The sequence below is a fragment of the Pseudonocardia sp. DxW genome, assembly GCF_058448985.1.
Map to the genome: position 1 here is coordinate 43011 of NZ_JBZFLK010000002.1, position 23063 is coordinate 66073.

A 23063-nucleotide genomic window follows, 5' to 3' on the forward strand; every position below is an offset into this window, starting at 1 on the left:
GAGGCCACCGACAGCGGTGTGCGAGGGGGCCACGATGACCGACGACGGGACGACCACGGCGGAGCCGTCCGCCACGGACCAGCCGGCGGGACAGCCGGCGGAGCAGCCGGGTGCCGCCGGCCCGCGGATCGGCGCCGGCCCGCCCGGCCGCCCGGCGCTGGGCTGGACCGAGCTGCTCACCGGCGCCGTGCTGTACCTGGTGCTGAGCATCGCCGGCGGCGCGGCCCTGTTCGTGGGCGGCGGCGGGGTGCCGGGGGCGGTGCCGCTGCTGGCGGTCACCGGCGCCGCGACGCTGGTCGCGGCGCTGGCCGTGCTCGCGATGCGGGTCCGGTGGCTGCCCGCGATCGGGTTGCGCCGCACCACCGTCGGCTGGCTGCTGGTGGCCGCCGCGGCCGGGCTGGTCGCGCGCGTGCTGGCCGGCCTGCTCGGCTACGGCTACCAGCAGGTCACCGGGGACATGTCGAACCCGCAGGAGTTCCTCGGTGACGCGCTCGGCGGTGGCGGTCCGCTGGTGTTCGCCGGGGTGCTGCTGACCGGGGCGCTGCTCGTCCCGTTCGCCGAGGAGCTGCTGTTCCGCGGGATCGGGTACGGCGCGCTGCGCCGCTACGGGGTGTGGGTCGCGGTGCCCGCCAGCTCGGCGGTGTTCGCGCTCGCGCACGGGATCAACGTGGTGCTGGTGGTCGCGCTGCTGCTCGGCGTGGTCTGCGCGCTGCTCTACGAGCGGTCCCGCTCGGTGTGGCCCGCGGTCGTCGCGCACGTCGTGTTCAACGCCTCCGGGTTCGTCATCGCCGGGCTGTTCCTGGGCGGGGCCGGATCGTGACCCTCGAGATCGACGCGCTGCACAAGCGCTACGGCCGGACCGTCGCGCTCGACGGCGTCTCCTTCGACGTGCGCCCGGGCGAGATCCTCGGCTTCGTCGGCTCCAACGGGGCCGGCAAGACGACGACCATGCGGATCGTGCTCGGCGTGCTCGCCGCCGACGCCGGGCAGGTCCGGCTCGCCGACCGGCCGGTCGACCTGCAGGTGCGCCGCACGATCGGGTACATGCCCGAGGAGCGCGGGCTGTACCCGAAGATGACGGTCGGCGAGCAGCTCGCCTACCTGGCCGAGCTGCACGGCGTCGACCGGCCCGGCGCCCGGCGCGCCGCGGCGCACTGGGCGGACCGCCTCGGTGTCGCCGACCGGCTGGGCAGCACGGTGGACGCGCTCAGCCTGGGCAACCAGCAGCGCGTCCAGCTGGCGGCCGCGCTGGTGCACGATCCGGCGGTGCTGGTGCTCGACGAGCCGTTCTCCGGGCTCGATCCGGTCGCCGTCGACGTGATGAGCGAGGTGCTGCGGGAGAAGGCCCGCACCGGCGTGCCGGTGCTGTTCTCCAGCCACCAGCTCGATCTGGTGCAGCGGCTCTGCGACCGGGTCGGGATCATCGCGGCCGGCCGGATGCGCACCGTCGGGTCGGTCGGCGAGGTGCGCCGCAGCGGCGGGGTCCGGCTGGAGGTGCACGCCCCCGCCGCGCCGCCCGGCTGGGCCGACCGGGTGCCCGGGGTGCGGGTCGAGAACGCCACCGGCGGGCGGACCACGCTGGTCCTCGACGAGGGCGCCGACGACCAGCAGGTGCTCGCCGCGGCGCTCGCCACCGGCCCGGTGCACGGCTTCACCGTGCACGTCCCGTCGCTGAGCGACCTGTACCGCGAGGTGGTGGCCTGATGGACGCCCCGCCCCCGTCCGCCCGCCGCGCGGTGCGGCTGGTCGCGCGCCGCGAGTTCCGCGCCCAGGTGGTCAAGCGCAGCTTCGTCGTCAGCAACCTGATCGTGCTGCTGGTGATCGCCGGCGGGATCATCGCGTTCGCGGTGTTCTCCGGCTCCGGCGAACCGGAGCGGTCCACGGTCGGTGTCGTCGGCGACGCACCGCTCGGTGCCGCCGTCGCCACCGCCGCCGACCGGGCCGGCGTCCCGGTCGAGATCAGTCCGCTCGGCTCCGCCGACGAGGGCCGGGCCGCCGTGCAGGCCGGTGACCTGGACGTCGCGCTGGTCCCCGGCGACGGCGACGGCGGCGCCGTCGCCGTCGTCGACTCCGAACTCCCGTCCGGGCTCGGCGCCGTGCTGGACGCCGCGCTCGCCGGGCAGGCCCGGGACGCCGCCCTGGCCGGGCTGGGCGTCGGCCCGGAGACCCTGGCGCAGCGGACCGGGCCGGCCGTGCTCACCGTCGACGCCCTGGACCCACCCGATCCGGAGGCGGGCCAGCGGACCGCGCTGAGCGTCGCCGCGCTGTTCCTGATGTTCGGCCAGATCCTCGGCTTCGGCACCTACGTGGCGATGGGCGTCGTCGAGGAGAAGTCCAGCCGGGTCGTGGAGCTGCTGCTGTCCACCATCCGGCCGCTGCACCTGCTCTGGGGCAAGATCATCGGGATCGGCGCGGTGGGGCTGCTGCAGCTCGCGGCCTACGGCGTCGTCGGGCTGGCAGCCGGGCTCGGGACCGGGCTGCTGACGCTGACCGCGACCGCCGTCGGGGTGTTCGCGAGCGTGCTGGGCTGGTTCGTGCTCGGGTTCGCGTTCTACGCGGTGCTGTACGCGGCGGCCGGCTCGATGGTGTCCCGGCAGGAGGACATCAACTCCACGACCACACCGCTGATGCTGAGCCTGTTCCTGATGTACGGCGCCGCCTTCTACCACCTGGGCTCGCCGGACTCGCCGTTGACGACGGTGCTGGCGTGGATCCCGCCGTTCCCGGCGATCCTGATGCCGCTGCGGATCGCCGACGGATCGGCGACCACCGTCCAGATCGTGACGACGGTGCTGCTGATGCTGGCCTCGACCGCGGCGCTCGGGTGGCTCGCGGCGCGGGTGTTCCACCGCTCGGTGCTGCGGACCGGATCGAGGGTGCCGTGGCGGGAGGCACTCGGGCGGGCCGCGGACTGACCCGCCCGGGTGCCCGGCTCAGCCGCAGATCAGCTCGTCGGCGGTGGGGGCCTCCTCGACCACCCCGTACTGCGCCATGAAGCCCATCTGCTCGTCGATCGCCGCCCGGTCCAGCTCGGAGGTGAACACCGGCAGCCGCATCCGCTCGGCGAGCTCGGCCGGGATCTGGGTGAAGGTCGGGATGGTGGCGCGGACGGCGTCCGGGTTGTCCCGGGCGTGGTCGAGCGAGCGCTCCATCGCCCGGGTGAACCGCTCGACGGTGTCCGGCTCGCCCTGCACGAACTGGCGGCTCGCCGCGTAGGCGCCGTTCGGGTACTCCGGTGCCAGCGCCGACTGCGGCGCGAACACCACCTCGCCGCCCTGGTCGAGCACGGTCGTCACGAACGGCTCCGCGGTGTACGCCGCCGCGACCCGGCCGCCGGCGATCGCCGCGGGCACCTCGGGGAACGGCACCTCGATGAACTCGACGGACGCCGGATCGACGCCCTCCCGGTCGAGTGCGGCGCGGATCAGCACCTCGGCGACGCCGCCGAGCGCGTTGATCCCGACCGGGCTCCCGACGAGGTCCTGCGGGGAGGAGATGGTGTTGCCGGGCCCGGCGACCATGACCTGCCAGTCGTCCTCGGCCGTGGTGCCGGTGGCGTCGCTCGCGGTGAGCACGCACACCGGGACGTTGCGACCGGCCGCGACGCCGGCCGAGATGTAGCCGACGAAGCCGACGTCGTAGTCGCCGGAGACCAGCCCGGTCACGATCTCGTTGCCGCCCTGCAGCACCGTCGGCTCGATCTGCAGGCCCTCCTCGGCGAAGAAGCCCTGCTCCATCCCGAGGTACATCCCGGCCGCGTTGGCGATGGGCAGGGTGCCGACCCGGACGGTCGTCGGGCCCTCCGGGTCGGCACCGCCACTGTCACCCCCACCACAGCCGGTCGCGACGAGCGCGACCACCGCGGCGAGTGCGGCGACCGCGCGGACGCGGGCGCCTCTCCGGCGTGGCTCTCCCATGATCACTCTCTTCCGGTCAGGCGGACGTCGGTTCGGGGCTGGTGGGGCGTTTGATCGAGCGCCAGACGTGGCCGCGCAGCCGGGTGAACTCGGCCAGCTCCTTGGTGCCGACCTGGTCGCGCGGGCGGGGCAGGCCGACGTCGACGATCTCGGCGACCTCGGTCGGCGACGGGGTCAGCACCACGACCCGGTCGCTGAGGTAGACGGCCTCGTCGATGTCGTGGGTCACCAGCAGCACGGTGATGCCGTAGCGGGCCCGCAGGTCGAGGACGAGATCCTCCAGGTCGGCCCGGGTCTGCGCGTCCACCGAGGCGAACGGCTCGTCCATCAGCAGGATCTCCGGCTGGTAGGCGAGCGCCCTGGCGATCGCCACCCGCTGCTGCATGCCGCCGGAGAGCTGCCACGGGTACTTCGGGCCCGCACCGGCCAGGCCGACCGAGCCGAGGGTGTCGGCGACCAGGTCGGCGAGCGCGTCGGCGGCGAGCCTGCGGTGCCTGAGCGGGAACGCGACGTTCTGCTCGACCGTCATCCACGGGTAGAGCGAGCGGGAGTAGTCCTGGAAGACCAGCGCCATCTTCTCCGGCGGGCCGTCCACCGGCTCGCCGTCCAGGGTGATCGTGCCGCCGGTCTGCGGCAGCAGCCCGGCGACGCACTTGAGCAGGGTGGTCTTGCCCGCGCCGGACGGGCCGACGATCGTCACGAGCTCCTGCTCGGTCACCGCGAAGGACACGTCGCCGACCGCCTCGAACGCCGATCGGGTGCCCTCGCCGTAGACCATCCGCAGGTGTTCGACGTGCAGCATGGAGGTGCCTCCCGGGAGGTCAGGCCGAGCCGGCCCGCGCGCCGCGGTGCCACCGCAGCGCGCGCCGCTCGACGAGCAGGAACAGGCCGTTGAGGGCGTAGCCGAGCAGGGCGAGCAGGAAGATCCCGGACCACATCTCGGTGATCGCGTAGGTGCGCTGGGACTGCAGCACGAAGTAGCCGATGCCCTCGGTGCTGGCGACCATCTCCGAGACCACCATCATGATCACGGCGATGGACAGGCTGACCCGGGCACCGGCGAAGATCTGCGGCGACGCGGAGGGCAGCACGACCCGGCGCAGGTACTCGCCGCGCGGGATCCGGTAGCTGCGCGCCGTCTCGCGCAGCGTGGGATCGACCCCGGCGACGCCGTCGACGGTGTTCAGCAGGATCGGCCAGAAGCAGACGAACGCGATCAGCGCGACCTTCATCGTGGAGCCGACGCCGAGCACCAGGATCCCGGCCGGGATCAGCACCGGCGGCGGGACCGCCCGCAGGAACTGCACGACCGGATCGCACATCCGCCGCGCGGTGTCGGACAGGCCCAGCGCCACCCCGGTCCCGACCGCCGCGACGACCGCGATCAGGTAGCCGGCGAACAGCCGGGACAGGCTGGGGACGACGTCGCTGCCGACCCGGTCGAACAGCCAGGTGTCGCCGAACGCCCGCAGGATGTCGGTCAGCGGCGGGAAGTAGAACGACTCGCTGCCCAGCGACGCCACCGCCCAGGCCACCAGCAGCAGCACCGGGACGGTCACCTCGAGCCCCAGCCCGAGCGTCCGCGTCGAACGGGTCGGCGCGCTCATCGGTTCTGCTCACGGTGCGACGGGTGCCAGGCCAGCAGCCGGGACTCGATCCGGGCCAGCCCGGCGTTGAGCCCCCAGCCGATCAGCCCGGTCACGATGATCAGGGCGTACATGGTGTCCACGGCGGCGCTCTGCCGGGCGATGTTGATCTCCTGCCCGAGCCCGGGTGCGCCCAGCACCAGCTCGGCGGTGACGACCAGGATCAGTGCCACCGCCGAGGAGATCCGCACCCCGGTGACGACGTAGGGCAGCGCACTGGGCAGGGTCACCCGCAGCAGCCGCTCCCGGCGGGACACCCCGAACGAGCGCGCGGTCTCGGTGGCGACCGGATCGACGTCGCGCACCCCGTAGAGGGTCTGCAGCAGGATCGGCCAGGTGGCCGCCCAGGCGGCGAGGAAGACCTTGCTCTCCAGGCCCGCGCCGAAGACCAGCACGGCGAGCGGGATCAGCGCGACCGACGGGATCGGGCGAAGGAACTCCACGATCGAGCGGCTGGCCATGAACAGCAGGAACACCGAGCCGATCAGGATGCCCAGCGGGAGTGCGAGCACCAGCGCGAGCCCGAGGCCCAGCGCCCAGCCCTGCAGGGTCTGGGCGACCGGGATCCAGAGCCCGGCGCCGTCGCCGAGCAGCCGGCCCAGTGCCGCGAACATCGCCGACGCGGGCGGCAGGAACCGGTCGTCGACCAGACCGGCGCGCGGGGCGAGCTCGAAGATCCCGATCGCGACGGCGACCCCGGCGAGCGGGAGCAGCCGGCGGCCGGACGCAGATCCGGTGGGTCGGGCGGGGGGCGGGTCGGTGTCGCTGCTCTCCGGCGCTGCGGTGGGCCGGGCCGCGGCTCGTGCCACGCTGCTCCTTCTGCGGGTCGCGGCCGCGGTCGGCGGCCTCGTCCGGTCACGGCGCCGTCCGGGCCACCCCCGCTCCGCACCGTTCGGGTCCGCCCGGCCGGACCGCGGCGGCTGACATGATCGGACCCTACGAGCGGCGCGCGCAGACCCGCGCCGGACGGTTGACGGCACGACGGCGGCGGCCCGTCACGGCCGGGCCGGGACGGATGACGTAGATCGGCGGCGCGGCCCGCGCCGGACCCGGTGTCAGACCTCGACGAGCTCGCGCGGCAGCGTGGTCAGCGGCTCGGCCGGGCGGCCCGCGACGACGTGCAGCACGTCCTCGATCCGGACGCCGCCGCGGCCGTCCAGGTACACCCCCGGCTCCACGGTGACCAGCGTGCCCGCCGGGACCGTCCCGAGCCCGGTCCAGGTCAGCCACGGCGGTTCGTGCACGGCCAGGCCGATGCCGTGCCCGAGGCCGTGCGGGAACTCCTCGGCGTGCCCGGCGTCGGCGACGACCTCGCGGGCGGCGCCGTCGACGTCGGTGACGACGGCGCCCTCGGCCAGCGCGGCCCGCCCGGCGGTCGCGGCCGCGTCGACCAGCGCGTGCAGCTCGCGCTGCCAGCCGGCGGCCGGGCCGAGGCAGAAGGTGCGGGTGGTGTCGGAGTGGTAGCCGTCCAGCGCCGCCCCGAAGTCGATCTTCACGAGGTCGCCGCGGCGCAGCTCGGCGGCGGTCGGCCGGTGGTGCGGGACCGCCGAGTTCGGCCCGGCGGCGAGGATCGTCGCGAACGCCGGCCCGTCCGCCCCGAGCCGGCGCATCCGGTCCTCCAGGTCCGCCGCCACCTCCCGCTCGGTCCGGCCCGGGGCCAGCCCGCCCGCGTCGAGCAGCCCGCGCAGCGCGGCATCGGCCAGCTCGCAGGCCCGCCGGACGGCGTCCACCTCGGCGGTGTCCTTGACCGCGCGCAGCCCGCCGACCAGGCCCGGGGCGCGGAGCAGCCGGCGGCCGGGCGCCGCGTCCCGCACGGCGGCCAGACCGTCGACGGTCAGCACGGCGGAGTCGTAGCCCAGGGTCGCGCCGGCGGGCACCCGGGCGGCCGCCGCAGGGGCGCTCGGCCGGTCGATCACCAGCTCCAGGTCCGGGCTCTGCGCACCGGCCTGGGCCCGGTAGCGGCCGTCGGTGCACAGCAGGTCCCCCGCCGGGTCCGCGGCGATCACGGCGGCGGCGTTCGAGCCGGTGAACCCGGTCAGGTACCGGACGTCGAGCAGGTCGGTGACCAGCAGCGCGTCCAGCCCGGCGGCGCGCAGGACGGTGCGGAGGCGGTCGCGCCGGTCGGGGTGGCTCATGCGCCCGACCCTATGTCCTAGGGTCGGGCGCATGGGCCTGTACTTCCGCCAGCTGCTCTCCGGCCAGGACTACGCCGTCGGCGACCCGGTGGCCACCCAGATGGTCAACTTCTCGTACCTGATCGGGGACCGGGAGTCCGGGGAGGCCGTCGTCGTCGATCCGGCGTACTCCCCCGACGAGCTGCTCGCCACGCTCGACGCCGACGGCATGCGGCTCACCGGGGTGCTGGCCACCCACCACCATCCCGACCACGTCGGCGGGTCGATGATGGGCTTCGACCTGGTCGGGCTGGCCGAGCTGCTCGGCAGGCACCCGGTTCCGGTGCACGTGCAGCGGGCCGAGGCCGACTACGTGACCCGGGTGACCGGCCTGTCCGCGACCGATCTCACCCCGCACGACCACGACGACGTGCTGGAGATCGGCGCGCTGCGGATCCGGCTGCTGCACACCCCGGGACACACCCCGGGCAGCCAGTGCTTCCTGGTCCAGGACCCGGACGGGGACCGGCTCGTCGCCGGGGACACCCTGTTCCTGCAGGGCTGCGGGCGCACCGACTTCCCGGGCGGCGACGCCGCGCAGATGTACCACTCGCTGCAGCAGCTGGCCTCGCTGAAGGGCAACCCGACCGTCTACCCCGGGCACCGCTACACCGACGCGCCCAGCGCACCGCTCGACGACGTGCAGCGCACCAACATGGTGTACCGGGCGACGTCGGCGGAGCAGTTCGTGGCGGCCTTCGGCGGCTGAGCGCTACCGGACCCGCCGCGTCCCGTCCCCGCTGCCGGCTGTGTTGCCGGCTGTGTTGCCGGCCGGGCTGCCGGCTGTGTTGCCGGCCGGGCTGCCGGACCCGGCCGGACCGGGTTCGGCGCGGGGCGCACCGCGCTCGATCACGATCTGGCCCGGCAGCGCGCCGTCGGAGTCGTCGGTGGCGACCCAGGCGGCCAGCATCACCAGCAGCCGGGACATCGCGAACAGGAAGAACAGCGTCGCGAGCACGGTGCCGAACACGGCGCCACCGGCCGTCGCCGAGACCGCCCCGACGGCCAGCGCGGTGCCCAGCTTCAGCAGCTCCAGCGCGACCGCGCCGGCGGCGGCGGGCCGCAGCACCCGGCACAGCGGGACCGGCCGGCGCGGCAGCCGGGCCAGCACGAAGCACAGCACCGCGGTGTCGACGACGAGCACCAGCGCTGCGCCGACCACCCGCAGCGCGATCCGGCCGCCGAGCGCGTCGCGCAGCCCGAACAGCTCCAGCGTGAGCCCGGCGAGCCCGGTGACGGCCAGCGTCACCCCGATCGACGAGAGCACCGCCGTGCCGAGCACCAGCAGCGCCCACAGGTCCCAGAACACCCGGCTCGGCGACACCATCCGCACCGCGGGCAGCCGGAACTGCGCGGACAGCGCCTCCCGCAGGTACGACGTCCAGGTGGTGCCCGCCCACAGCGCACCGAGCGCGCCGATCCCGACCAGCGAGCCGCGCTGCTCGGCCGCCGCCGCCAGCACCGGCTCGATCGCCGTCATCAGCCCGGGCGGGAACGCCGTCTCGACGGCGACCACCAGGTCCTCCGGTGACGTCGCCCGCCAGAACACCAGGACACCGACCGCGACGAACAGCACCATCGCCAGCGGGACGGCCGCGATCACCGTGTAGAACGCGACCGCGGCGGACAGGTGGTTGCCCCGCTGCAACCGGTAACGGTCGACGGCGCGGCGCGCGTGCCCGATCAGCGGCGACCGCTCGGGGAGGCGGCGCAGGCGCGCGATCGGATCCCGGATGTCCGCTCGCATCGGGCCATCCTCCACGACGCACCCCGGGCACCCGGCGAACAGGGCCGTAAGTCCGTTACCGGGGGCGGCCGCCGGGCGCTAGAAGATCACCATGCCCGAGAACGCCCCGCTCCCCCGCGCCGTCACCCTGCTGCTCGGGGCGGCCGCGGCCGTCGTGGCGGCCGCCGGGCTGCACGCCGCCGCCTGGCTGGTCGGGCCGGTGTTCCTGGCGCTGGTCGTGGTGATCGTGGTGTATCCGCTGCACGGCAGGCTGCGCCGCGCCGGGGTGCCCGGGTGGATCGCCACCACCGTGCTGCTGCTCGCGATCTACGGGCTGCTGCTGGTGCTGTCCGCGGTGCTGGTCGTCTCGATCGCCCGGCTGGTGACGGTGCTGCCCGGCTACGCCGCCGAGGCGAACCAGCTGGTCGCCGGGCTCACCGCGCGGGCCGCCGCGTTCGGCGTGGGCACCGAGCAGCTGCAGGCGATGGCGTCCTCGCTGGACGCCCGGCGGATCACCACGCTCGCCGCCGGGCTGCTGCTGCAGGTCGCCGGGCTGGCCGGGAACCTGATCTTCCTGTTCTCGCTGCTGCTGTTCCTGGGGATCGAGTCCACGGCCGCCTCGGCGCGGCTCGACGCCGTCGCCGCCGCCCGCCCGGCGGTCGCCACCGCGCTGCGCCGCTTCGCCGGCGGGACCCGGCGGTTCCTGGTCGTCACCACGGTGGTCGGCCTGGTGACCGGTGCGATCGACGCGGTGGTGCTGGCCGCGCTCGGGGTGCCGCTGGCGGTGCTGTGGGGGCTGCTGGTGTTCATCACCAACTACATCCCCTACATCGGGTTCTGGATCGGCTTCTTCCCGCCGGTGCTGCTGGCGCTGCTGGCCGGCGGGCCCGGATCGGCGCTCGCCGTGGCGGCGGTGTTCATCCTGGTCAACTTCGTGCTGACCTCGCTGGTGCAGCCCCGGTTCGTCGGCACCGCGGTGGGCCTGTCGGTGTCGGTCACGCTGGTCGCGCTGGTCTTCTGGGCCTGGCTGCTCGGGCCGCTCGGCGCGGTACTGGCGGTGCCGCTGACGCTGCTGGTGAAGCTGCTCCTGGTGGACGCGGACCCGCGGGCCCAGTGGCTGGACGCGCTGCTCGGCAGCACCCCGGCGGCGGCCGGGCCGGCGCCGGGCCCGCCCGCCGACGGGGCCGGGACGGGCGGGACTTTCGGCTCGATCGAGCCCGCTGCCGGGGAGGCACCATTCGACCAGCCGACGTCCGGCTCGACGACCGCGGACCCGCCCGCCGACGGCGGCCCGCAGGCCCCGGACGCACGACGAACCCTGGAATCCTGATCGGACGGAGAGCAAGACATGGCGGACACGGCCAACATCGAGGACGGGCCCGGCGCATCGGCGCCGGTGGCTCCGACCGCGGACGGCGCGGTCTCCAAGCGGGTGCGCGCGCTCGTCGTGCTGCGGGGCGTCCTGGTACTGGCGTTCGGGCTCGCGGTGCTGTTCACGCCGGGCCTGGCGCTGCTGGCGCTGATCTTCGTGTTCGCGGCGTACGCGCTGGTCGACGGCATCGCCGCGATCGTTCTCGGCATCCGGCACCGGGCCGAGCGCCCCGGCTGGGGCTGGACGATCGCGCAGGGCGTCGTCTCGGTCATCGCCGGTGTCGTCGCGTTCACGCTGCCCGCGTCGGCGGCGCTCGCGATCCTGTTCGTGATCGCCTTCTGGGCGATCATGGCCGGTGTCGTCACCGCGATCTCGGCGAACGAGGTCCGCAAGCACGGTGGACCGTGGGGCTGGATCGCGGTCCGGGCCGCACTGGACGTCGTGTTCGGTGTGCTGCTGCTGGTCTGGCCCGCCTCCGGGATCCTGGCGCTGCTGTGGCTGGTCGGCGCGTTCGCGGTGGCCACCGGGATCGTGCTGATCGTCCAGGCGTTCCGGTCGGAGACGCACCCGGCGATCGGCTGACCCGCGGCCGGGGGGTGTGCCGGGATCCCGTGGGGTCCCGGCACACCGCTGTGCACGCGGCCGGGCTGCGTCAGCGCAGTCTCAGCCGCTGATCGCGGCGGTGCCGCCTCAACCGCTGATCGCAGCGTGCCGCCTCAGCCGCTGATCGCGGTGTACGCGGCCTCCAGCAGCGCCGGGTCCGGGCCCTCCAGGCGGGCCGGCTTCGCCAGCCCGTCGAGCACGACGAACCGCAGTGTCCCGGCGCGGGACTTCTTGTCCCCGCGCATCGTCTCGATCAGCTCGGCCAGCACACCCGGCTGGTACGAGGTCGGCAGGCCGACCAGCTCCAGCACCTCGCGGTGCAGGTCGGCGGTGGCGTCGTCGAGGCGGCCCGCGGCGCGGGCGAGCTCCGCGGCGAAGACCAGGCCGACCGAGACGGCGTTGCCGTGCCGCCACCGGTAGCCCTCGCGCCGCTCCACGGCGTGCCCGAGGGTGTGGCCGTAGTTGAGGATCTCCCGCAGGTGCGACTCGCGCAGGTCCGCACCGACCACGTCGGCCTTCACCCGGATCGAGCGGCGCACCAGCTCGGCGAGCACCGGACCGGCCGGGTCGAGTGCGGCGACCGGATCGGCCCGCACCCGGTCGAGGATGACCGGATCGGCGATGAACCCGGCCTTCCAGACCTCGGCGGACCCGGCGACGAGCTCCTCGCGCGGCAGCGTGCGGAGCGTGTCGAGATCGACGAGCACCGCGGACGGCTCGTGGAACGCCCCGACCAGGTTCTTCCCGGCGGCGGTGTTGATGCCGGTCTTGCCACCGACGGCGGCGTCGACCATCGCGAGCAGCGTCGTCGGCACGTGCACGACGCGGACCCCGCGCATCCAGGTGGCGGCGACGAACCCGGCCAGGTCGGTGACCGCTCCCCCGCCGAACCCGACGACGACGTCGGAGCGGGTCAGCGCCGCCTCGGCGCAGGCCTGCCAGCAGGCGGCGAGCGAGTCGAGGGTCTTGCCGGCCTCGGCGTCGGCGACCTCGATCCGGAACGCGGCGAGCCCGGCCGCCGCCAGCTCCGCCCGGGCGGTCTCCGCGCGGTCGGCCAGGGTCGGGGGGTGCACGAGCAGCACCCGCCCCGCGCCGGTCCCGGCGACGACCTCGGCCAGCCGGCCGGCGACGCCCGCCCCGACCAGCACCGGGTACGGCCGCTCGGCGTTCACCGCGATCCGGACCGATCCGTCCGGCTCGCGGTCGCCGGAGGCGTCCGGCAGCTCGGGGAGGCTTGGATCGGTCATCGGGTCTCCATCGGGTGGTCCGTGCCGGGGGCGCCGAAACCGGGCGCCGGCAGTGCCGAGTCGGCGCGCGGGGTGGGCCGGTCGTGCGGGTCCTCGGCGTCCGGTGCGGCGTCGGCCGCCTCGCCGCCGGGCAGCCCGAGCCCGCCGAGCACCGCCGTGACGACCTGGTTCGGGCTGCGCCGCACCGTGCTGACCTGGACCGTCGCCACCTCGGCGTAGAGCGGGGCCCGGTCGGCGAGCAGCGCCCGGAAGGTGGCCCGCGGGTTCACCCCGGCCAGCAGCGGGCGCGCGGTGGACATGCCGGTGCGCCGCATCCCGTCGGCGAGGTCGACCTCGAGCGCGACCACCCGCTGCCCGCGCAGCAGCTCCCTGGTCCGGGCGTCGAGCACCGATCCGCCGCCGAGCGCGAGCACGCCGTGCCCGGCCCGCAGCTGCTCGGCGACGACCTCGTGCTCCAGCTTCCGGAACGCCGCCTCGCCCTCCTGCACGAACATCTCCGCGATCGGCCTGCCGATCCGCTCGACGATCACCGCGTCGGTGTCGGCGAAGCCGAGCCCGAGCCGCTCCGCGAGCAGCGAGCCGATCGTCGACTTGCCCGACCCGGGCGGGCCGACGAGCACCAGGAACGGCCGCCCGTCCCGGTCCGGTCCCGGCACGGGACCCTCCGGCGCCGGGCCCGGCCCGCCCTGCGCGCCGGTCACCGGGCCTCCCCCGCCAGGTAGCCGGCGACGTTGCGGCGGGTCTCGGCCAGCGAGTCCCCGCCGAACTTCTCCAGCGCGGCCTGGGCGAGCACCAGCGCCACCATCGTCTCGACGACGACGCCGGCCCGCGGGACGGCGCAGGCGTCGGACCGCTGGTGGATGGCGGTCGCCTCCTCGCCGGTGACGGTGTCGATCGTGCGGAGCGCGCGCGGCACGGTGGAGATCGGCTTCATCGCGACCCGGACCCGGACCGGCTCACCGTTGGTCATGCCGCCCTCGATGCCACCGGCCCGGTTGGTCAGCCGGGTGACCGGCACGGTGCCCGCCGGGCCCTCGTGCGGCCCGCCGGCGGGGACCATCTCGTCGTGCGCGACCGAGCCGCGGCGGTGCGCGGTGCGGAAGCCGTCGCCGATCTCGACGCCCTTCATCGCCTGGATGCCCATCAGCGCGGACGCGAGCCGGGCGTCCAGCCTGCGGTCGGCCTGCACGTAGGTCCCGACGCCGACCGGCATCCCGTAGGCGATCACCTCGATCACCCCGCCCAGGGTGTCCCCGGCGTCGTGCGCGGCGTCGATCTCGGCGGCCATCGCGGCACCGGATGCCTCGGTGAAGGCACGCACCGGGTTCGCGTCGATCCGCTCCAGGTCGTCCGGGCCGGGCAGCGGCTCGTCGTCCGGGGTGTCGACCGCCCCGATCGCGACGACGTGCGACACGATCCGCACCCCGAGCGCCTGCTCCAGGAACGCCTTCGCCACGGTGCCCAGCACCACCCGGGCCGCGGTCTCCCGGGCGCTGGCCCGCTCCAGCACCGGCCGGGCCTCGTCGAACCCGTACTTGGTCATCCCGGCGAGGTCGGCGTGCCCGGGGCGGGGCCGGGTGAGCGGCGCGTTGCGGGCCCGGTTCGCGATCAGCTCCGGGTCCACCGGATCGGCCGCCATCACCGTCTCCCACTTGGGCCACTCGGTGTTCGCGATCCGGACGGCGACCGGCCCGCCCTGGGTGATCCCGTGCCGGATGCCGCCGATCACCTCGAGCTCGTCGGCCTCGAACGCCATCCGCGGGCTGCGGCCGTAGCCCAGCTTCCGGCGGGCCAGCTCGGCCTGCAGCTCCTTCGTCGTGATCCCGACTCCGGCGACCATGCCTTCCAGCACACCCACCAGGGCCGGGCCGTGGGACTCCCCGGCGGTGATCCATCGCAGCACGGCGTCCATCCTCTCACCCACCGGTCACGGCCCCGGAGCAGGTCACGGTCCCGGACACGACCGGGACCACCGCGGCCGGCAGCACGGCCAGCGCCGCCCCGAGCAGCGCCGGGCCGTGCGGCAGGCCACCGGCCCACCGGGCCCGCCCGGCCACCAGGGCGAGCACCGCGACCACCCCGGACAGCAGCACCGCCAGCGCCGCCGCGACCGGCAACCCGGCCCAGCCGGGCGCGGTCACCGCGGCACCGACCGGCCCGGCGAGCTTCACGTCGCCGGCGCCCATCGCGGCCGGCGAGACCAGGTGCACCGCCGCGTACGCCCCGGCCAGCAGCACCGCCCCCGCGGTGCCGCGCAGCACCGCGCCGGCACCGGCCGGGACCGCCGCCACCAGCACCAGCGGCAGCGCCGGCAGGGTCAGCACGTTCGGCAGCCTGCGGTGCGCCAGATCGGTGCTCGTGCCCGCCGCCGCCAGCCAGCACAGCACCGCCAGCAGCGGCACCCATCGGGCGGCCACCAGGCCGCCCGCCAGGAGCAGCCCGAGCCCGCCGCCCAGCACGGCGGCCCCGGTCACGCAACCCGGGGCGGTCACCCGCGCCCGGCGCCGCAGCACCAGCCGGGTCAGGGTCCCCGCAGCCGCCCCGGCAGCAGCACCGGCGGCGGCATCGGCGGCGGCACCGAGCGGGCCGAGCAGATCGAGGTCCATGCCCCGAACCTGCCGCACCCGGCACCGTCCGGATCCCCGGATCGTCGACCTGTGGATGATCCGGGCACATGGGGACAACCGGGCCCCGGCACCGCTGCGCCGCCCGCGGGCCCGGCAGGATGGCGGGATGGGCGCCGGTACCGAGGTCGAGCACGGGATCGCCGAGCTGGTGCAGGACCCGGACCGGCCCCGGTCGTGGACCCTGCTGCTCGACGGCACCGCCCAGTCGCATGTCGACCTCGACGATCCCGAGCACCTGGAGTTCGAGTACGTCCGGCGGATCGCGCACGTCGCCGACCTGGCCGCCCCGCCCGCGGTGCCGCTGCGCGTGCTGCACCTCGGCGGCGGCGCGTGGACGCTGGCCCGCTACCTGGCCGCGACCCGCCCGGGCTCGGCGCAGACCGTCGTCGAGCTGGACGCCGCACTGGCCGAGCTGGTCGCGCACCGGCTGCCCGGCCCGGACGAGGGCGACGGGCTGCGCATCGTCACCGCGGAGGCGCGGGCCAGCCTCGGCCGCTTCCCGGCCGGCGCGTTCGATCTCGTCGTGCTCGACGCGTTCGCCGGCGCCCGCACCCCCGCCCAGGTGACGACCGCCCAGTTCCTGCAGGCCGTCCGCAGGGTGCTCGCGCCCACCGGCATCCACGTGGCGAACCTCGGCGACGGCGCACCCTGGCCGTTCCTGCCGGGGCAGATCGCTACCGCGGGTGCCGCGTTCGCCGAGCTCGCCCTGATCGCGGCGCCGGACGTGCTGCACGGTCGCCGGTTCGGCAACCTGGTGCTGGCCGGGTCGGACCGCGGGCTCCCGGTGCCCGGGCTGACCCGCCGGGCCGCGGCCGACCCGTTCCCGGCCCGGGTGCTCGACGACGCCGACACCCGGGCGCTGGCCCGCGGCGCCGCCGTCGTCACCGACGCGACGGCCGTGCCGTCACCGAAACCGCCGGCCGGTCTCTGGGGGCAGTGACCGGACCGGTCAGAACGCGCCGACCTCGCGGGCCCTGGCCACGTTGGCGAGGTGCTCGTCGTAGCTCGCGGCGAAGCACGACTCGCCCTCGGTGGTGCACCGCACGAAGAACAGCCACGGGCCGTCCGGCGGGTTCTCCGCGGCCTGCAGCGCGGTCACCGACACCGACGCCACCGGGGTCGGCGGCAGCCCGGTGTTCAGGTAGGTGTTGTACGGCCCCGGGGTGCCGCGGGCCTCGGCGGTGGTGCGCAGCGCCTGCACGTCGAGCGGGTAGTTGACGGTGGAGTCCATCTCCAGGCGCTGGTTCACCGCGAGCCGGTTCTCGATCACCCGGGCCACCCTCGGCATGTCCGGGTCGAGGGCCTCCTTCTCGATGATCGACGCCACGATCAGCGTCCGGTAGGCGCCCTCGCCGGACAGCCCGGCGTCGGCGAGCCGCTCGGCGGAGGTGGTGAGGACCTCGCGCAGCACGTCCTGCGGTGCGTCCTGCGGGTCGATGTCGTAGGGCCCGGGTGCGACGAGGCCCTCCATCCGGCGCTCCGGTGCGGCGTTCCGGTATCCCGCGTGCGCCCACTCGGGCACGCCCAGGTCGGCCGGGTCGGCGTCGGCCATCGCGGCCCGCAGCTCGTCGACGCCGGTGCAGACGGGCTCGCCGTCGGCGCCGCCGAGGCAGGTCGCCTGCGAGATCTGGGACAGCACGCCCGGGCTGACGGTGCCGTTGGGGGCGCTGGTGTCGTCGATCTGCACGCCGCCCTTGACGTCCATGAACCCGACCCGGCGCTCCGGGTCGAGCATCCCGTCGACCGCGGAGCTGCCCGACATCTGCGAGCGAAGCTCGTAGAAGCCGGGCTGGACCCGCTGGATGCCGGCCTCCCGCGCGGCGGCGTCGAGGAACGCGGCCCGGGACCGCACGACGTCCTGGGCGACCAGCCGGTCGCCGATGGCGGAGGTGGAGTCGCCGGCCTGCACCCGGACGACGACCGATCCGCTGCCGGAGCCGACGTAGTCGTCGGGCCCGGTCAGGTAGACCGCCGCGGCCACCAGGACCGCGCCGGCCAGCAGCGCCGAGGCCAGCAGGGCGAGCCGTCGCCTGCGGTAGTGCACGGGCGTCGGGCGGTGGCGGACGGGCGGCGCGGTCACCGGGGCACTCACGTCCGGTCCCGTGTCCGGGACCGTCGGTTCACGTCGTTCTCGCCGGCGCCGGTCACGGCATGGAGGGTAACGGTCCCGTGACCCGGGCGAGCGGCCGGCCGCTGATGTCGATCATGTCCAGGTGCAAGGGTTTCAGCGCCCGGCGTCCAGCCAGCCCTGCAGGATCTGCACGGCCGCGGCCTGGTCCACGACGGCGCGCTGCCGGCGGCCCTTCACCCCGCGCCCGGCCAGCTGCCGGGTGGCGACGACGGTCGTCATCCGCTCGTCGGTGAGCTCCACCGGGACGTCCAGCCCGGCCTGCAGCGCGGTCGCGAACTCGCGGGCGGCCCGGGCGGCCGGGCCGTCCTCGCCGCGCAGGTTCCGCGGCAGGCCGAGCACGACGCCGACGACGTCGTGCTCGGCCACCAGCTCCGCGATCCGGCGCACGGCCGGCTCGTCGCCGTCGTCCCGGTCGCCGCGCGGGACGGTCTCCACCGGGGTCGCCAGGATCCCGTCCGGATCGCACATCGCGACGCCGACCCGGACGGCGCCCACGTCGATGCCGAGGCGCCGCCCGCGCATCCTGGTCATCCGCGGATCGCGGCGCGCAGCCTCTGGATCGCCGCGTCGATCCCGGACGGGTCGGTGCCGCCGCCCTGCGCCAGGTCGGGCTTGCCGCCGCCGCGGCCGCCGACGGCGGGCGCGAACTCGGGGATCAGCTTCCCGGCGGCCAGCCCGGCGTCCCGGGCCGCCCTCGTGGTGGCGACGACGAAGGACACCTTCCCGTCCGCGACCGCGAACAGCGCGACCACACCGGGCCGGTCGCCGAGCTTGCCGCGGACGTCGGCGGCGAGGGTCCGCAGGTCGTTGCCGCCGACGCCGTCCGGCGCGGCGACCGCGACGAGCGCGGTGCCGTCGAGGTCCTCGGCCTGCCCGGCGAGGCTGCCGGCGGAGGCCAGGACGGCCTCGGCGCGGTGCTTCTCCAGGTCCCGCTCGGCGGTGCGCAGCCGCTCGACGAGGCCTGCGATCCGGTCCGGCAGCTCCTCGGGCCGGGCCTTGAGCTGCTCGGCGAGCTGGTTGACCAGCAGGTGCTCGGTGGTGGCGTGCTGGAACGCGTCCAGCCCGACGAGCGCCTCGACCCGGCGCACGCCGGAGCCGATGGACGCCTCGGACAGCACCCGGACCAGGCCGAGCTCGCCGGTGCGGCGCACGTGCGTGCCACCGCACAGCTCGCGCGAGTAGTCGCCCATGTCGACCACCCGCACGCGGTCGCCGTACTTCTCGCCGAACAGCATCATGGCGCCCAGCTTGCGGGCCTCGTCCATGGTCGTCTCGTAGGTCTGGATCTCCCGGTCCTCCTGGAGCACCGAGTTGACCTCCTCCTCGATCTCCACCAGGGCCGCCGGGTCGACGGCGCCGGTGGGCGAGGTGAAGTCGAACCGCAGCCGGCCCGGGGCGTTCAGCGAGCCGGCCTGCGCGGCGGAGCTGCCCAGCGCCCCGCGCACCCCGGCGTGCACCAGGTGGGTGGCCGTGTGCGCGCGGGAGATCGCGGCCCGGCGCACCCGGTCGACCTCGGCGACGACCTCGGAGTCCAGGGTGACGGTGCCGGCGGTGACGACGCCGCGGTGCACCCGCAGGCCGGCCACCGGGGACTGGACGTCGTCCACCCGGATCGCGAACGAGGCTCCGGTGAGCACGCCGGTGTCGGCCTGCTGACCGCCGGCCTCGGCGTAGAACGGCGTCCGGTCCAGCAGCACCTCGACGGCGTCGCCCTCCTCGGCGGCCGGCACCGTGGCGCCGTCGCGGAGCAGCCCGACGATCCGGGCCTCGGAGCGCTGCGCCTGGTAGCCGAGGAAGTCGGTGGCGCCGTGCGTGTCGAGCACCGCCCGGTACACCGAGGCGTCGACGAACCCGACCTTGCGCCCGGCCGCGTCGGCCTTGGCGCGGGACCGCTGCTCGTCCATCAGGGCGGTGAACCGCTCGCGGTCCACCGACAGCCCGGCCTCCTGAGCCATCTCCAGGGTCAGGTCGATCGGGAAGCCGTAGGTGTCGTGCAGCTGGAACGCCTGGTCGCCGGGCAGCACGGTGCGCCGCTCCCGGCGGGCCTCGGAGACCGCGCCGGAGAAGATCCGCTCGCCGGCGGCGAGGGTGGCCCGGAAGGTGTCCTCCTCGGCCCGGATCACCGCGGAGATCCGCTCGAAGTCGGTCGCCAGCTCGGGGTAGGTGGGCGACATCGCGTCCCGGACGACGGCGGCGAACTCGCCGAGGCAGGGCCCGGTGACGCCGAGCAGCCGGGCGGACCGCACGATCCGGCGCAGCAGCCGGCGCAGCACGTAGCCGCGGCCCTCGTTGCCGGGGGTGACGCCGTCGCCGACGATCATCATCGAGGACCGGGCGTGGTCGGCGATCACCCGGAAGCGGACGTCGTCCTCGGCGTTCTCGCCGTAGCGCCTGCCGGAGAGCTCCTCGGCCTTGGCGATCACCGGGCGGACCAGGTCGGTCTCGTAGACGTTGTTGACGCCCTGCAGCAGGAACGCGACCCGCTCGACGCCCATCCCGGTGTCGATGTTCTTGTGCGGCAGGGTGCCGATCGGCGGGTGCCCCTTCTTCGGGGACAGCTCGCCGCGCTCGTCCTGCATGAACACGAGGTTCCAGATCTCGAGGTAGCGGTCCTCGTCGGCCTCCGGGCCGCCCTCGGCGCCGAACTCCGGGCCGCGGTCGACGTAGATCTCCGAGCAGGGGCCGCCGGGGCCGGGCACGCCCATGTCCCAGTAGTTGTCGTCGCCGCCGCGGCGCTGGATCCGCTCCTCGGGCAGGCCGGCGATCTCCTTCCAGAGCTCGATCGCCTCGTCGTCGTCGTGGTAGACGGTGACCCAGATGATCTCCGGGTCGAAGCCGTAGCCGCCGTCGTCCTGGCTGCGGGTGATCAGCGACCAGGCGAACTCGATGGCGCCGCGCTTGAAGTAGTCGCCGAAGGAGAAGTTCCCGGCCATCTGGAAGAAGGTGGTGTGCCGGGTGGTCTTGCCGACCTCGTCGATGTCCGGGGTGCGGACGCACTTCTGGATCGACGTGGCGCGCGGGTAGGGCGCGGGCACGTCGCCGAGGAAGTACGGCTTGAACTGGACCATGCCCGCGTTCACGAACAGCAGCTGCGGATCCTCGAGGATCAGCGAGGCGCTCGGCACGGGCGTGTGCCCGGCCTGCTCGAAGTGGGCGGTGAAGCGGCGGACGATCTCGTGGGTCTGCACCGGAAGGTCTCTCGTGACGGGTACGGCGACGGGTGCGCCGGCGACGCGGGGTCGCTGCGTGGGGACACCGTACGGCGGGACGACGCGGGCGCGCCGGGAGGCTTGCCGATCGCGGGCCGGGTCAGGAGCCCGCGCCGGGCGCTCGGCCCGGGTAGGGCTCGTCGGACGCGGCGGAGGACCGCGCGCGGGACGGCACGCGGGACGGCACTGCGCGCGCGAACCCTGCGGTGCTGGTCACGGCGGTGCTCATCACGGGGCCCTCCCCTCGATCCGTCCGGCCCGGGAACCGCCGACCAGGCTACTCCCCGTGCCCGGACCGGGATCCGCCGGTCACCGGCGGTCGAGCTCGTCGGCGAAGGTCGCCGTCCCGGTGCCCGGCTCCAGCCGGGACCGCAGCTCGCCGTACAGCACCACCAGCGCGGCGGTGGTGAAGACGACCAGCGGGATCGTCAGCAGGTTCATCAGCAGCGCGCCGACGACGGCGGGCGCGTCACCGCCGACGAGCAGACCGGGCAGTGCGGACACGGCCGCCGCCACCAGGCTGTAGACGAAGGAGAGCACCGCGAGCAGCAGCAGCCGGCCGAGCACCCCGAGGAACCGCGGGTTCACCAGCCGGAAGGTGCGGCTGAGACCGCCCCGCTCGATCGTCACCACCCCGAGCAGCGCACCGCCGAAGACCACCGTCAGGTAGATGCCCGGCAGGATCAGCAGGACGTAGCCGACGACGGTGAGCACGCTGCTCAGCAGGATCCAGCCGATCAGCGGCAGGAACCGGCGCCCGGCGAAGCCGAACGCCTCCCCCGGTGTCCATGCCCGGCCCGCCGCGTCCCGGACGATCACGAACACCGAGGCGGCGAGCCCCAGGGTGCCCAGCACGACCGAGATCAGCCGGACGGTCAGCGACTCGGTCTGCAGCACGTAGCCGAAGCCGTAGTCGGGGGCCAGCGCCTCGGCGTCGCCGAACGCGCCCAGCCCGCCGAGCAGGCCGACGATCACCGCGACCGGCACGAACACGGCCAGCTGGATCAGCACCAGCGGGACCAGGCTGCGCCGTACCGCGGCGCCGGCCGCGGCCAGCCACTCCCCGATCGAGCCCGAGACCAGCGGATCCTGCTGCGACCGAACGTCCATGTCGCGCAACCTAATCCGCAGACGGCCCGGACCGCGCCCCGAACACCGCCGATACGCCCGAACGGGGACGGCCGGTGCCGGCGTGCGCCCGAGCACGCCGGCACCGGCCGACTGCGGTCCGCGTCCGCGGCCACCGGTCCGGGGGGGACGACCGGTGATCGGGCGGGCCCGCCGTCCGGTGGGCCGGTCAGACCGCGACCGGCAGGCCGGCGGGCTCGCCCGGCCGCGGCGCCCGGTCCGTCTGATCCGTCTGCTGGGGGCGCCGCGGCGCCGGGATCGCCGCCGGGCCGGCCGGCCGGGCCGGGCGCGGGCGGGGCACCGGCGGGTGCGGCGGCCGGGGCCGGCGACCCGTCCCGGCGGGCCGCCCGCTCCTCCAGCTCGCGGCGCAGCCGCTGCAGCGCCCGGTGCTGGGCGACCCGGACCGCACCCGGGGTCGATCCCAGCGCGTCCGCGGTCTCCTCGGCCGTCAGGCCGACCGCGACCCGCAGGGTGAGGATCTCGACCTGGCGCCGGCCGAGGATGCCCAGCAGGTCGGTGAGCCGGTCGTTGCGCTCGGCGTCGAGCACCACCTGCTCCGGGTCCTCCTCGCGGCCGATCCGCTCGGGCAGCTCCTCGACCGCGTCGCAGCGGTTGCGCGCCATCGCCCGGAACGCGTCGGCGATCTTGTGCCGGGCGATGCCGAACACGAACGCGCGGAACGACATCCCGGACAGCCGGTAGTCCGGCAGCACGGCGAGCACCGCCATGCAGACGTCCTGGGCGACGTCGTCGGCCGAGCCGAGGGTCGTCTCCCGCCGGCCCAGCCGGGCCCGGCAGAACCGCTCGATCTGGGGCTGGACCCGCGACAGCAGCAGCGCGACCGCCTGCTGGTCGCCGGCGACCGCCGCCTGCAGGAGCTCCGGCGGGAGCAGGTCGGGTGCAGCGGTCCGGGCCTCCGGCGGGCCGGCCGGTGGGTCACCGCCGTGCACGGCCGGGCCGGTAACGGCCGGTTCGGTCACCGCGAGTCCGTCATGCATCGTGCCAGCGCTCCTCCGATGCAGCCCCGCCGCATCCCCGTCCCTGCGACCCCGGCGGTTCCGCCCGGTCCCGGGGGGTCGGTCGGCACGCTCGGTGTCCTCCTGCCGGGCCCCGGCGGCCCCGCAGGTCCGCTCGGCCGCACCCCGGCCTGCGATCAACCCTGGCGACACGCCCGATCGGGGTCAATCAACATGCTCAATTTGCGGTATGTGGAGACGCGGGGTAGTGCCTTTCGGCCCTCCGAGGCAACCTCTGCGCCGATCGGGCGTCCACTCCCTGTCACT

At 75.2% G+C, this 23063-nt stretch carries 22 protein-coding genes; 7 read left to right on the plus strand and 15 right to left on the minus strand.

From position 1 onward, the window contains the following. The first annotated feature begins 34 nt into the window (after positions 1–34). Genes ACVJO7_RS03050 through ACVJO7_RS03060 form a run of 3 tightly spaced genes read left to right on the plus strand, consistent with a single transcriptional unit; the run spans position 35 to position 2915 of the window. On the plus strand, positions 35–820 hold the full coding sequence (locus ACVJO7_RS03050; protein ID WP_491671618.1) for a CPBP family intramembrane glutamic endopeptidase: 786 nt from the start codon (positions 35–37) through the stop codon (positions 818–820). After that, complete coding sequence (locus tag ACVJO7_RS03055) at positions 814–1704, plus strand: ABC transporter ATP-binding protein (protein ID WP_491671928.1); 891 nt, start codon at positions 814–816, stop codon at positions 1702–1704. The genes ACVJO7_RS03050 and ACVJO7_RS03055 overlap by 7 nt, the downstream gene beginning before the upstream one ends. After that, a complete protein-coding gene (locus ACVJO7_RS03060) occupies positions 1704–2915 on the plus strand; it encodes an ABC transporter permease (protein WP_491671619.1) in 1212 nt (403 codons plus the stop codon). The genes ACVJO7_RS03055 and ACVJO7_RS03060 overlap by 1 nt, the downstream gene beginning before the upstream one ends. An 18-nt stretch (positions 2916–2933) precedes the next feature. Here ACVJO7_RS03060 and ACVJO7_RS03065 read toward each other — a convergent pair whose 3' ends face one another. From ACVJO7_RS03065 to ACVJO7_RS03085, 5 genes are all read right to left on the minus strand, one after another. Further along, positions 2934–3917, minus strand: coding sequence for an ABC transporter substrate-binding protein (locus ACVJO7_RS03065; RefSeq protein ID WP_491671620.1), 984 nt, complete (start codon positions 3915–3917; stop codon positions 2934–2936). Positions 3918–3933: 16 nt separating this feature from the next. Beyond that, on the minus strand, positions 3934–4719 hold the full coding sequence (locus ACVJO7_RS03070; protein WP_344028308.1) for an ABC transporter ATP-binding protein: 786 nt from the start codon (positions 4717–4719) through the stop codon (positions 3934–3936). A gap of 19 nt (positions 4720–4738) precedes the next feature. Beyond that, positions 4739–5524: an ABC transporter permease gene (locus ACVJO7_RS03075; RefSeq protein WP_344028305.1), complete on the minus strand. Its 786-nt coding sequence runs from the start codon at positions 5522–5524 to the stop codon at positions 4739–4741. Next, a complete protein-coding gene (locus ACVJO7_RS03080; RefSeq protein ID WP_491671621.1) occupies positions 5521–6372 on the minus strand; it encodes an ABC transporter permease in 852 nt (283 codons plus the stop codon). Before ACVJO7_RS03080 ends, ACVJO7_RS03075 begins: the two co-directional genes overlap by 4 nt. Before the next feature lie 246 nt (positions 6373–6618). Beyond that, the gene (locus tag ACVJO7_RS03085) at positions 6619–7698 is read right to left on the minus strand and encodes a M24 family metallopeptidase (RefSeq protein ID WP_491671622.1); all 1080 of its coding nucleotides are present in this window, start codon (positions 7696–7698) and stop codon (positions 6619–6621) included. A 31-nt stretch (positions 7699–7729) separates the two neighbouring features. Here ACVJO7_RS03085 and ACVJO7_RS03090 point away from each other — a divergent pair, with 31 nt between their 5' ends. Beyond that, positions 7730–8446: an MBL fold metallo-hydrolase gene (locus ACVJO7_RS03090; protein ID WP_491671623.1), complete on the plus strand. Its 717-nt coding sequence runs from the start codon at positions 7730–7732 to the stop codon at positions 8444–8446. A gap of 3 nt (positions 8447–8449) precedes the next feature. Here the strand turns inward: ACVJO7_RS03090 and ACVJO7_RS03095 are convergent, their stop codons facing one another. After that, positions 8450–9484 carry a YihY/virulence factor BrkB family protein gene (locus ACVJO7_RS03095; protein ID WP_491671624.1) on the minus strand — a complete coding sequence of 345 codons (1035 nt, stop codon included), beginning with the start codon at positions 9482–9484 and terminating at the stop codon, positions 8450–8452. Between the two features lie 91 nt (positions 9485–9575). Here ACVJO7_RS03095 and ACVJO7_RS03100 point away from each other — a divergent pair, with 91 nt between their 5' ends. Further along, positions 9576–10793 carry an AI-2E family transporter gene (locus tag ACVJO7_RS03100; RefSeq protein ID WP_491671625.1) on the plus strand — a complete coding sequence of 406 codons (1218 nt, stop codon included), beginning with the start codon at positions 9576–9578 and terminating at the stop codon, positions 10791–10793. Between the two features lie 18 nt (positions 10794–10811). Then, the gene (locus ACVJO7_RS03105) at positions 10812–11417 is read left to right on the plus strand and encodes an HdeD family acid-resistance protein (protein WP_491671626.1); all 606 of its coding nucleotides are present in this window, start codon (positions 10812–10814) and stop codon (positions 11415–11417) included. A 134-nt stretch (positions 11418–11551) separates the two neighbouring features. Here the strand turns inward: ACVJO7_RS03105 and aroB are convergent, their stop codons facing one another. Genes aroB through ACVJO7_RS03125 form a run of 4 tightly spaced genes read right to left on the minus strand, consistent with a single transcriptional unit; the run spans position 11552 to position 15291 of the window. Continuing rightward, entirely contained in the window at positions 11552–12685 is a 1134-nt protein-coding gene (aroB, locus tag ACVJO7_RS03110; protein WP_491671627.1) for a 3-dehydroquinate synthase, read from the minus strand. Further along, positions 12682–13386: a shikimate kinase gene (locus tag ACVJO7_RS03115; protein WP_491671628.1), complete on the minus strand. Its 705-nt coding sequence runs from the start codon at positions 13384–13386 to the stop codon at positions 12682–12684. The genes aroB and ACVJO7_RS03115 overlap by 4 nt, the downstream gene beginning before the upstream one ends. After that, complete coding sequence (gene aroC, locus ACVJO7_RS03120; RefSeq protein ID WP_491671629.1) at positions 13383–14588, minus strand: chorismate synthase; 1206 nt, start codon at positions 14586–14588, stop codon at positions 13383–13385. Before aroC ends, ACVJO7_RS03115 begins: the two co-directional genes overlap by 4 nt. Positions 14589–14601: 13 nt before the next feature. Continuing rightward, positions 14602–15291 carry a prepilin peptidase gene (locus tag ACVJO7_RS03125; protein WP_491671630.1) on the minus strand — a complete coding sequence of 230 codons (690 nt, stop codon included), beginning with the start codon at positions 15289–15291 and terminating at the stop codon, positions 14602–14604. On the opposite strand from ACVJO7_RS03125, the gene ACVJO7_RS03130 reads away from it, so the two are divergent. Then, positions 15290–16252 (plus strand): spermidine synthase, encoded by a 963-nt coding sequence (locus tag ACVJO7_RS03130; protein ID WP_491671631.1) that lies wholly within the window; start codon positions 15290–15292, stop codon positions 16250–16252. The genes ACVJO7_RS03125 and ACVJO7_RS03130 overlap by 2 nt on opposite strands. A 9-nt stretch (positions 16253–16261) precedes the next feature. Here ACVJO7_RS03130 and ACVJO7_RS03135 read toward each other — a convergent pair whose 3' ends face one another. From ACVJO7_RS03135 to shbA, 5 genes are all read right to left on the minus strand, one after another. Continuing rightward, positions 16262–17404 (minus strand): endolytic transglycosylase MltG, encoded by a 1143-nt coding sequence (locus ACVJO7_RS03135; RefSeq protein WP_491671632.1) that lies wholly within the window; start codon positions 17402–17404, stop codon positions 16262–16264. A 132-nt stretch (positions 17405–17536) separates the two neighbouring features. Continuing rightward, entirely contained in the window at positions 17537–17974 is a 438-nt protein-coding gene (ruvX, locus tag ACVJO7_RS03140) for a Holliday junction resolvase RuvX (RefSeq protein ID WP_491671633.1), read from the minus strand. After that, positions 17971–20631, minus strand: coding sequence for an alanine--tRNA ligase (alaS, locus tag ACVJO7_RS03145; RefSeq protein ID WP_491671634.1), 2661 nt, complete (start codon positions 20629–20631; stop codon positions 17971–17973). Before alaS ends, ruvX begins: the two co-directional genes overlap by 4 nt. A gap of 330 nt (positions 20632–20961) precedes the next feature. Then, positions 20962–21762: a hypothetical protein gene (locus ACVJO7_RS03150; RefSeq protein ID WP_491671635.1), complete on the minus strand. Its 801-nt coding sequence runs from the start codon at positions 21760–21762 to the stop codon at positions 20962–20964. After that, positions 21657–22778, minus strand: a complete 1122-nt coding sequence (gene shbA / locus ACVJO7_RS03155; protein WP_491671636.1) for an RNA polymerase sigma factor ShbA — start codon at positions 22776–22778, stop codon at positions 21657–21659. The genes ACVJO7_RS03150 and shbA overlap by 106 nt, the downstream gene beginning before the upstream one ends. Between the last annotated feature and the right edge of the window lie 285 nt (positions 22779–23063).

Excerpts from the sequence above, each read along its gene's own strand:
- ACVJO7_RS03060 (WP_491671619.1), top strand. The coding sequence starts at position 1,704 with ATGGACGCCCCGCCCCCGTCCGCCCGCCGCGCGGTGCGGCTGGTCGCG.
- ACVJO7_RS03150 (WP_491671635.1), bottom strand. The coding sequence starts at position 21,762 with ATGGACGTTCGGTCGCAGCAGGATCCGCTGGTCTCGGGCTCGATCGGG.
- ACVJO7_RS03125 (WP_491671630.1), bottom strand. The coding sequence starts at position 15,291 with ATGGACCTCGATCTGCTCGGCCCGCTCGGTGCCGCCGCCGATGCCGCC.
- ACVJO7_RS03065 (WP_491671620.1), bottom strand. The coding sequence starts at position 3,917 with ATGGGAGAGCCACGCCGGAGAGGCGCCCGCGTCCGCGCGGTCGCCGCA.
- ACVJO7_RS03085 (WP_491671622.1), bottom strand. The coding sequence starts at position 7,698 with ATGAGCCACCCCGACCGGCGCGACCGCCTCCGCACCGTCCTGCGCGCC.
- ACVJO7_RS03075 (WP_344028305.1), bottom strand. The coding sequence starts at position 5,524 with ATGAGCGCGCCGACCCGTTCGACGCGGACGCTCGGGCTGGGGCTCGAG.
- ACVJO7_RS03050 (WP_491671618.1), top strand. The coding sequence starts at position 35 with ATGACCGACGACGGGACGACCACGGCGGAGCCGTCCGCCACGGACCAG.
- shbA (WP_491671636.1), bottom strand. The coding sequence starts at position 22,778 with ATGCATGACGGACTCGCGGTGACCGAACCGGCCGTTACCGGCCCGGCC.
- ACVJO7_RS03090 (WP_491671623.1), top strand. The coding sequence starts at position 7,730 with ATGGGCCTGTACTTCCGCCAGCTGCTCTCCGGCCAGGACTACGCCGTC.
- ACVJO7_RS03095 (WP_491671624.1), bottom strand. The coding sequence starts at position 9,484 with ATGCGAGCGGACATCCGGGATCCGATCGCGCGCCTGCGCCGCCTCCCC.
- ACVJO7_RS03105 (WP_491671626.1), top strand. The coding sequence starts at position 10,812 with ATGGCGGACACGGCCAACATCGAGGACGGGCCCGGCGCATCGGCGCCG.
- ACVJO7_RS03100 (WP_491671625.1), top strand. The coding sequence starts at position 9,576 with ATGCCCGAGAACGCCCCGCTCCCCCGCGCCGTCACCCTGCTGCTCGGG.
- aroB (WP_491671627.1), bottom strand. The coding sequence starts at position 12,685 with ATGACCGATCCAAGCCTCCCCGAGCTGCCGGACGCCTCCGGCGACCGC.
- ACVJO7_RS03070 (WP_344028308.1), bottom strand. The coding sequence starts at position 4,719 with ATGCTGCACGTCGAACACCTGCGGATGGTCTACGGCGAGGGCACCCGA.
- ACVJO7_RS03130 (WP_491671631.1), top strand. The coding sequence starts at position 15,290 with ATGCCCCGAACCTGCCGCACCCGGCACCGTCCGGATCCCCGGATCGTC.
- ruvX (WP_491671633.1), bottom strand. The coding sequence starts at position 17,974 with ATGACCAGGATGCGCGGGCGGCGCCTCGGCATCGACGTGGGCGCCGTC.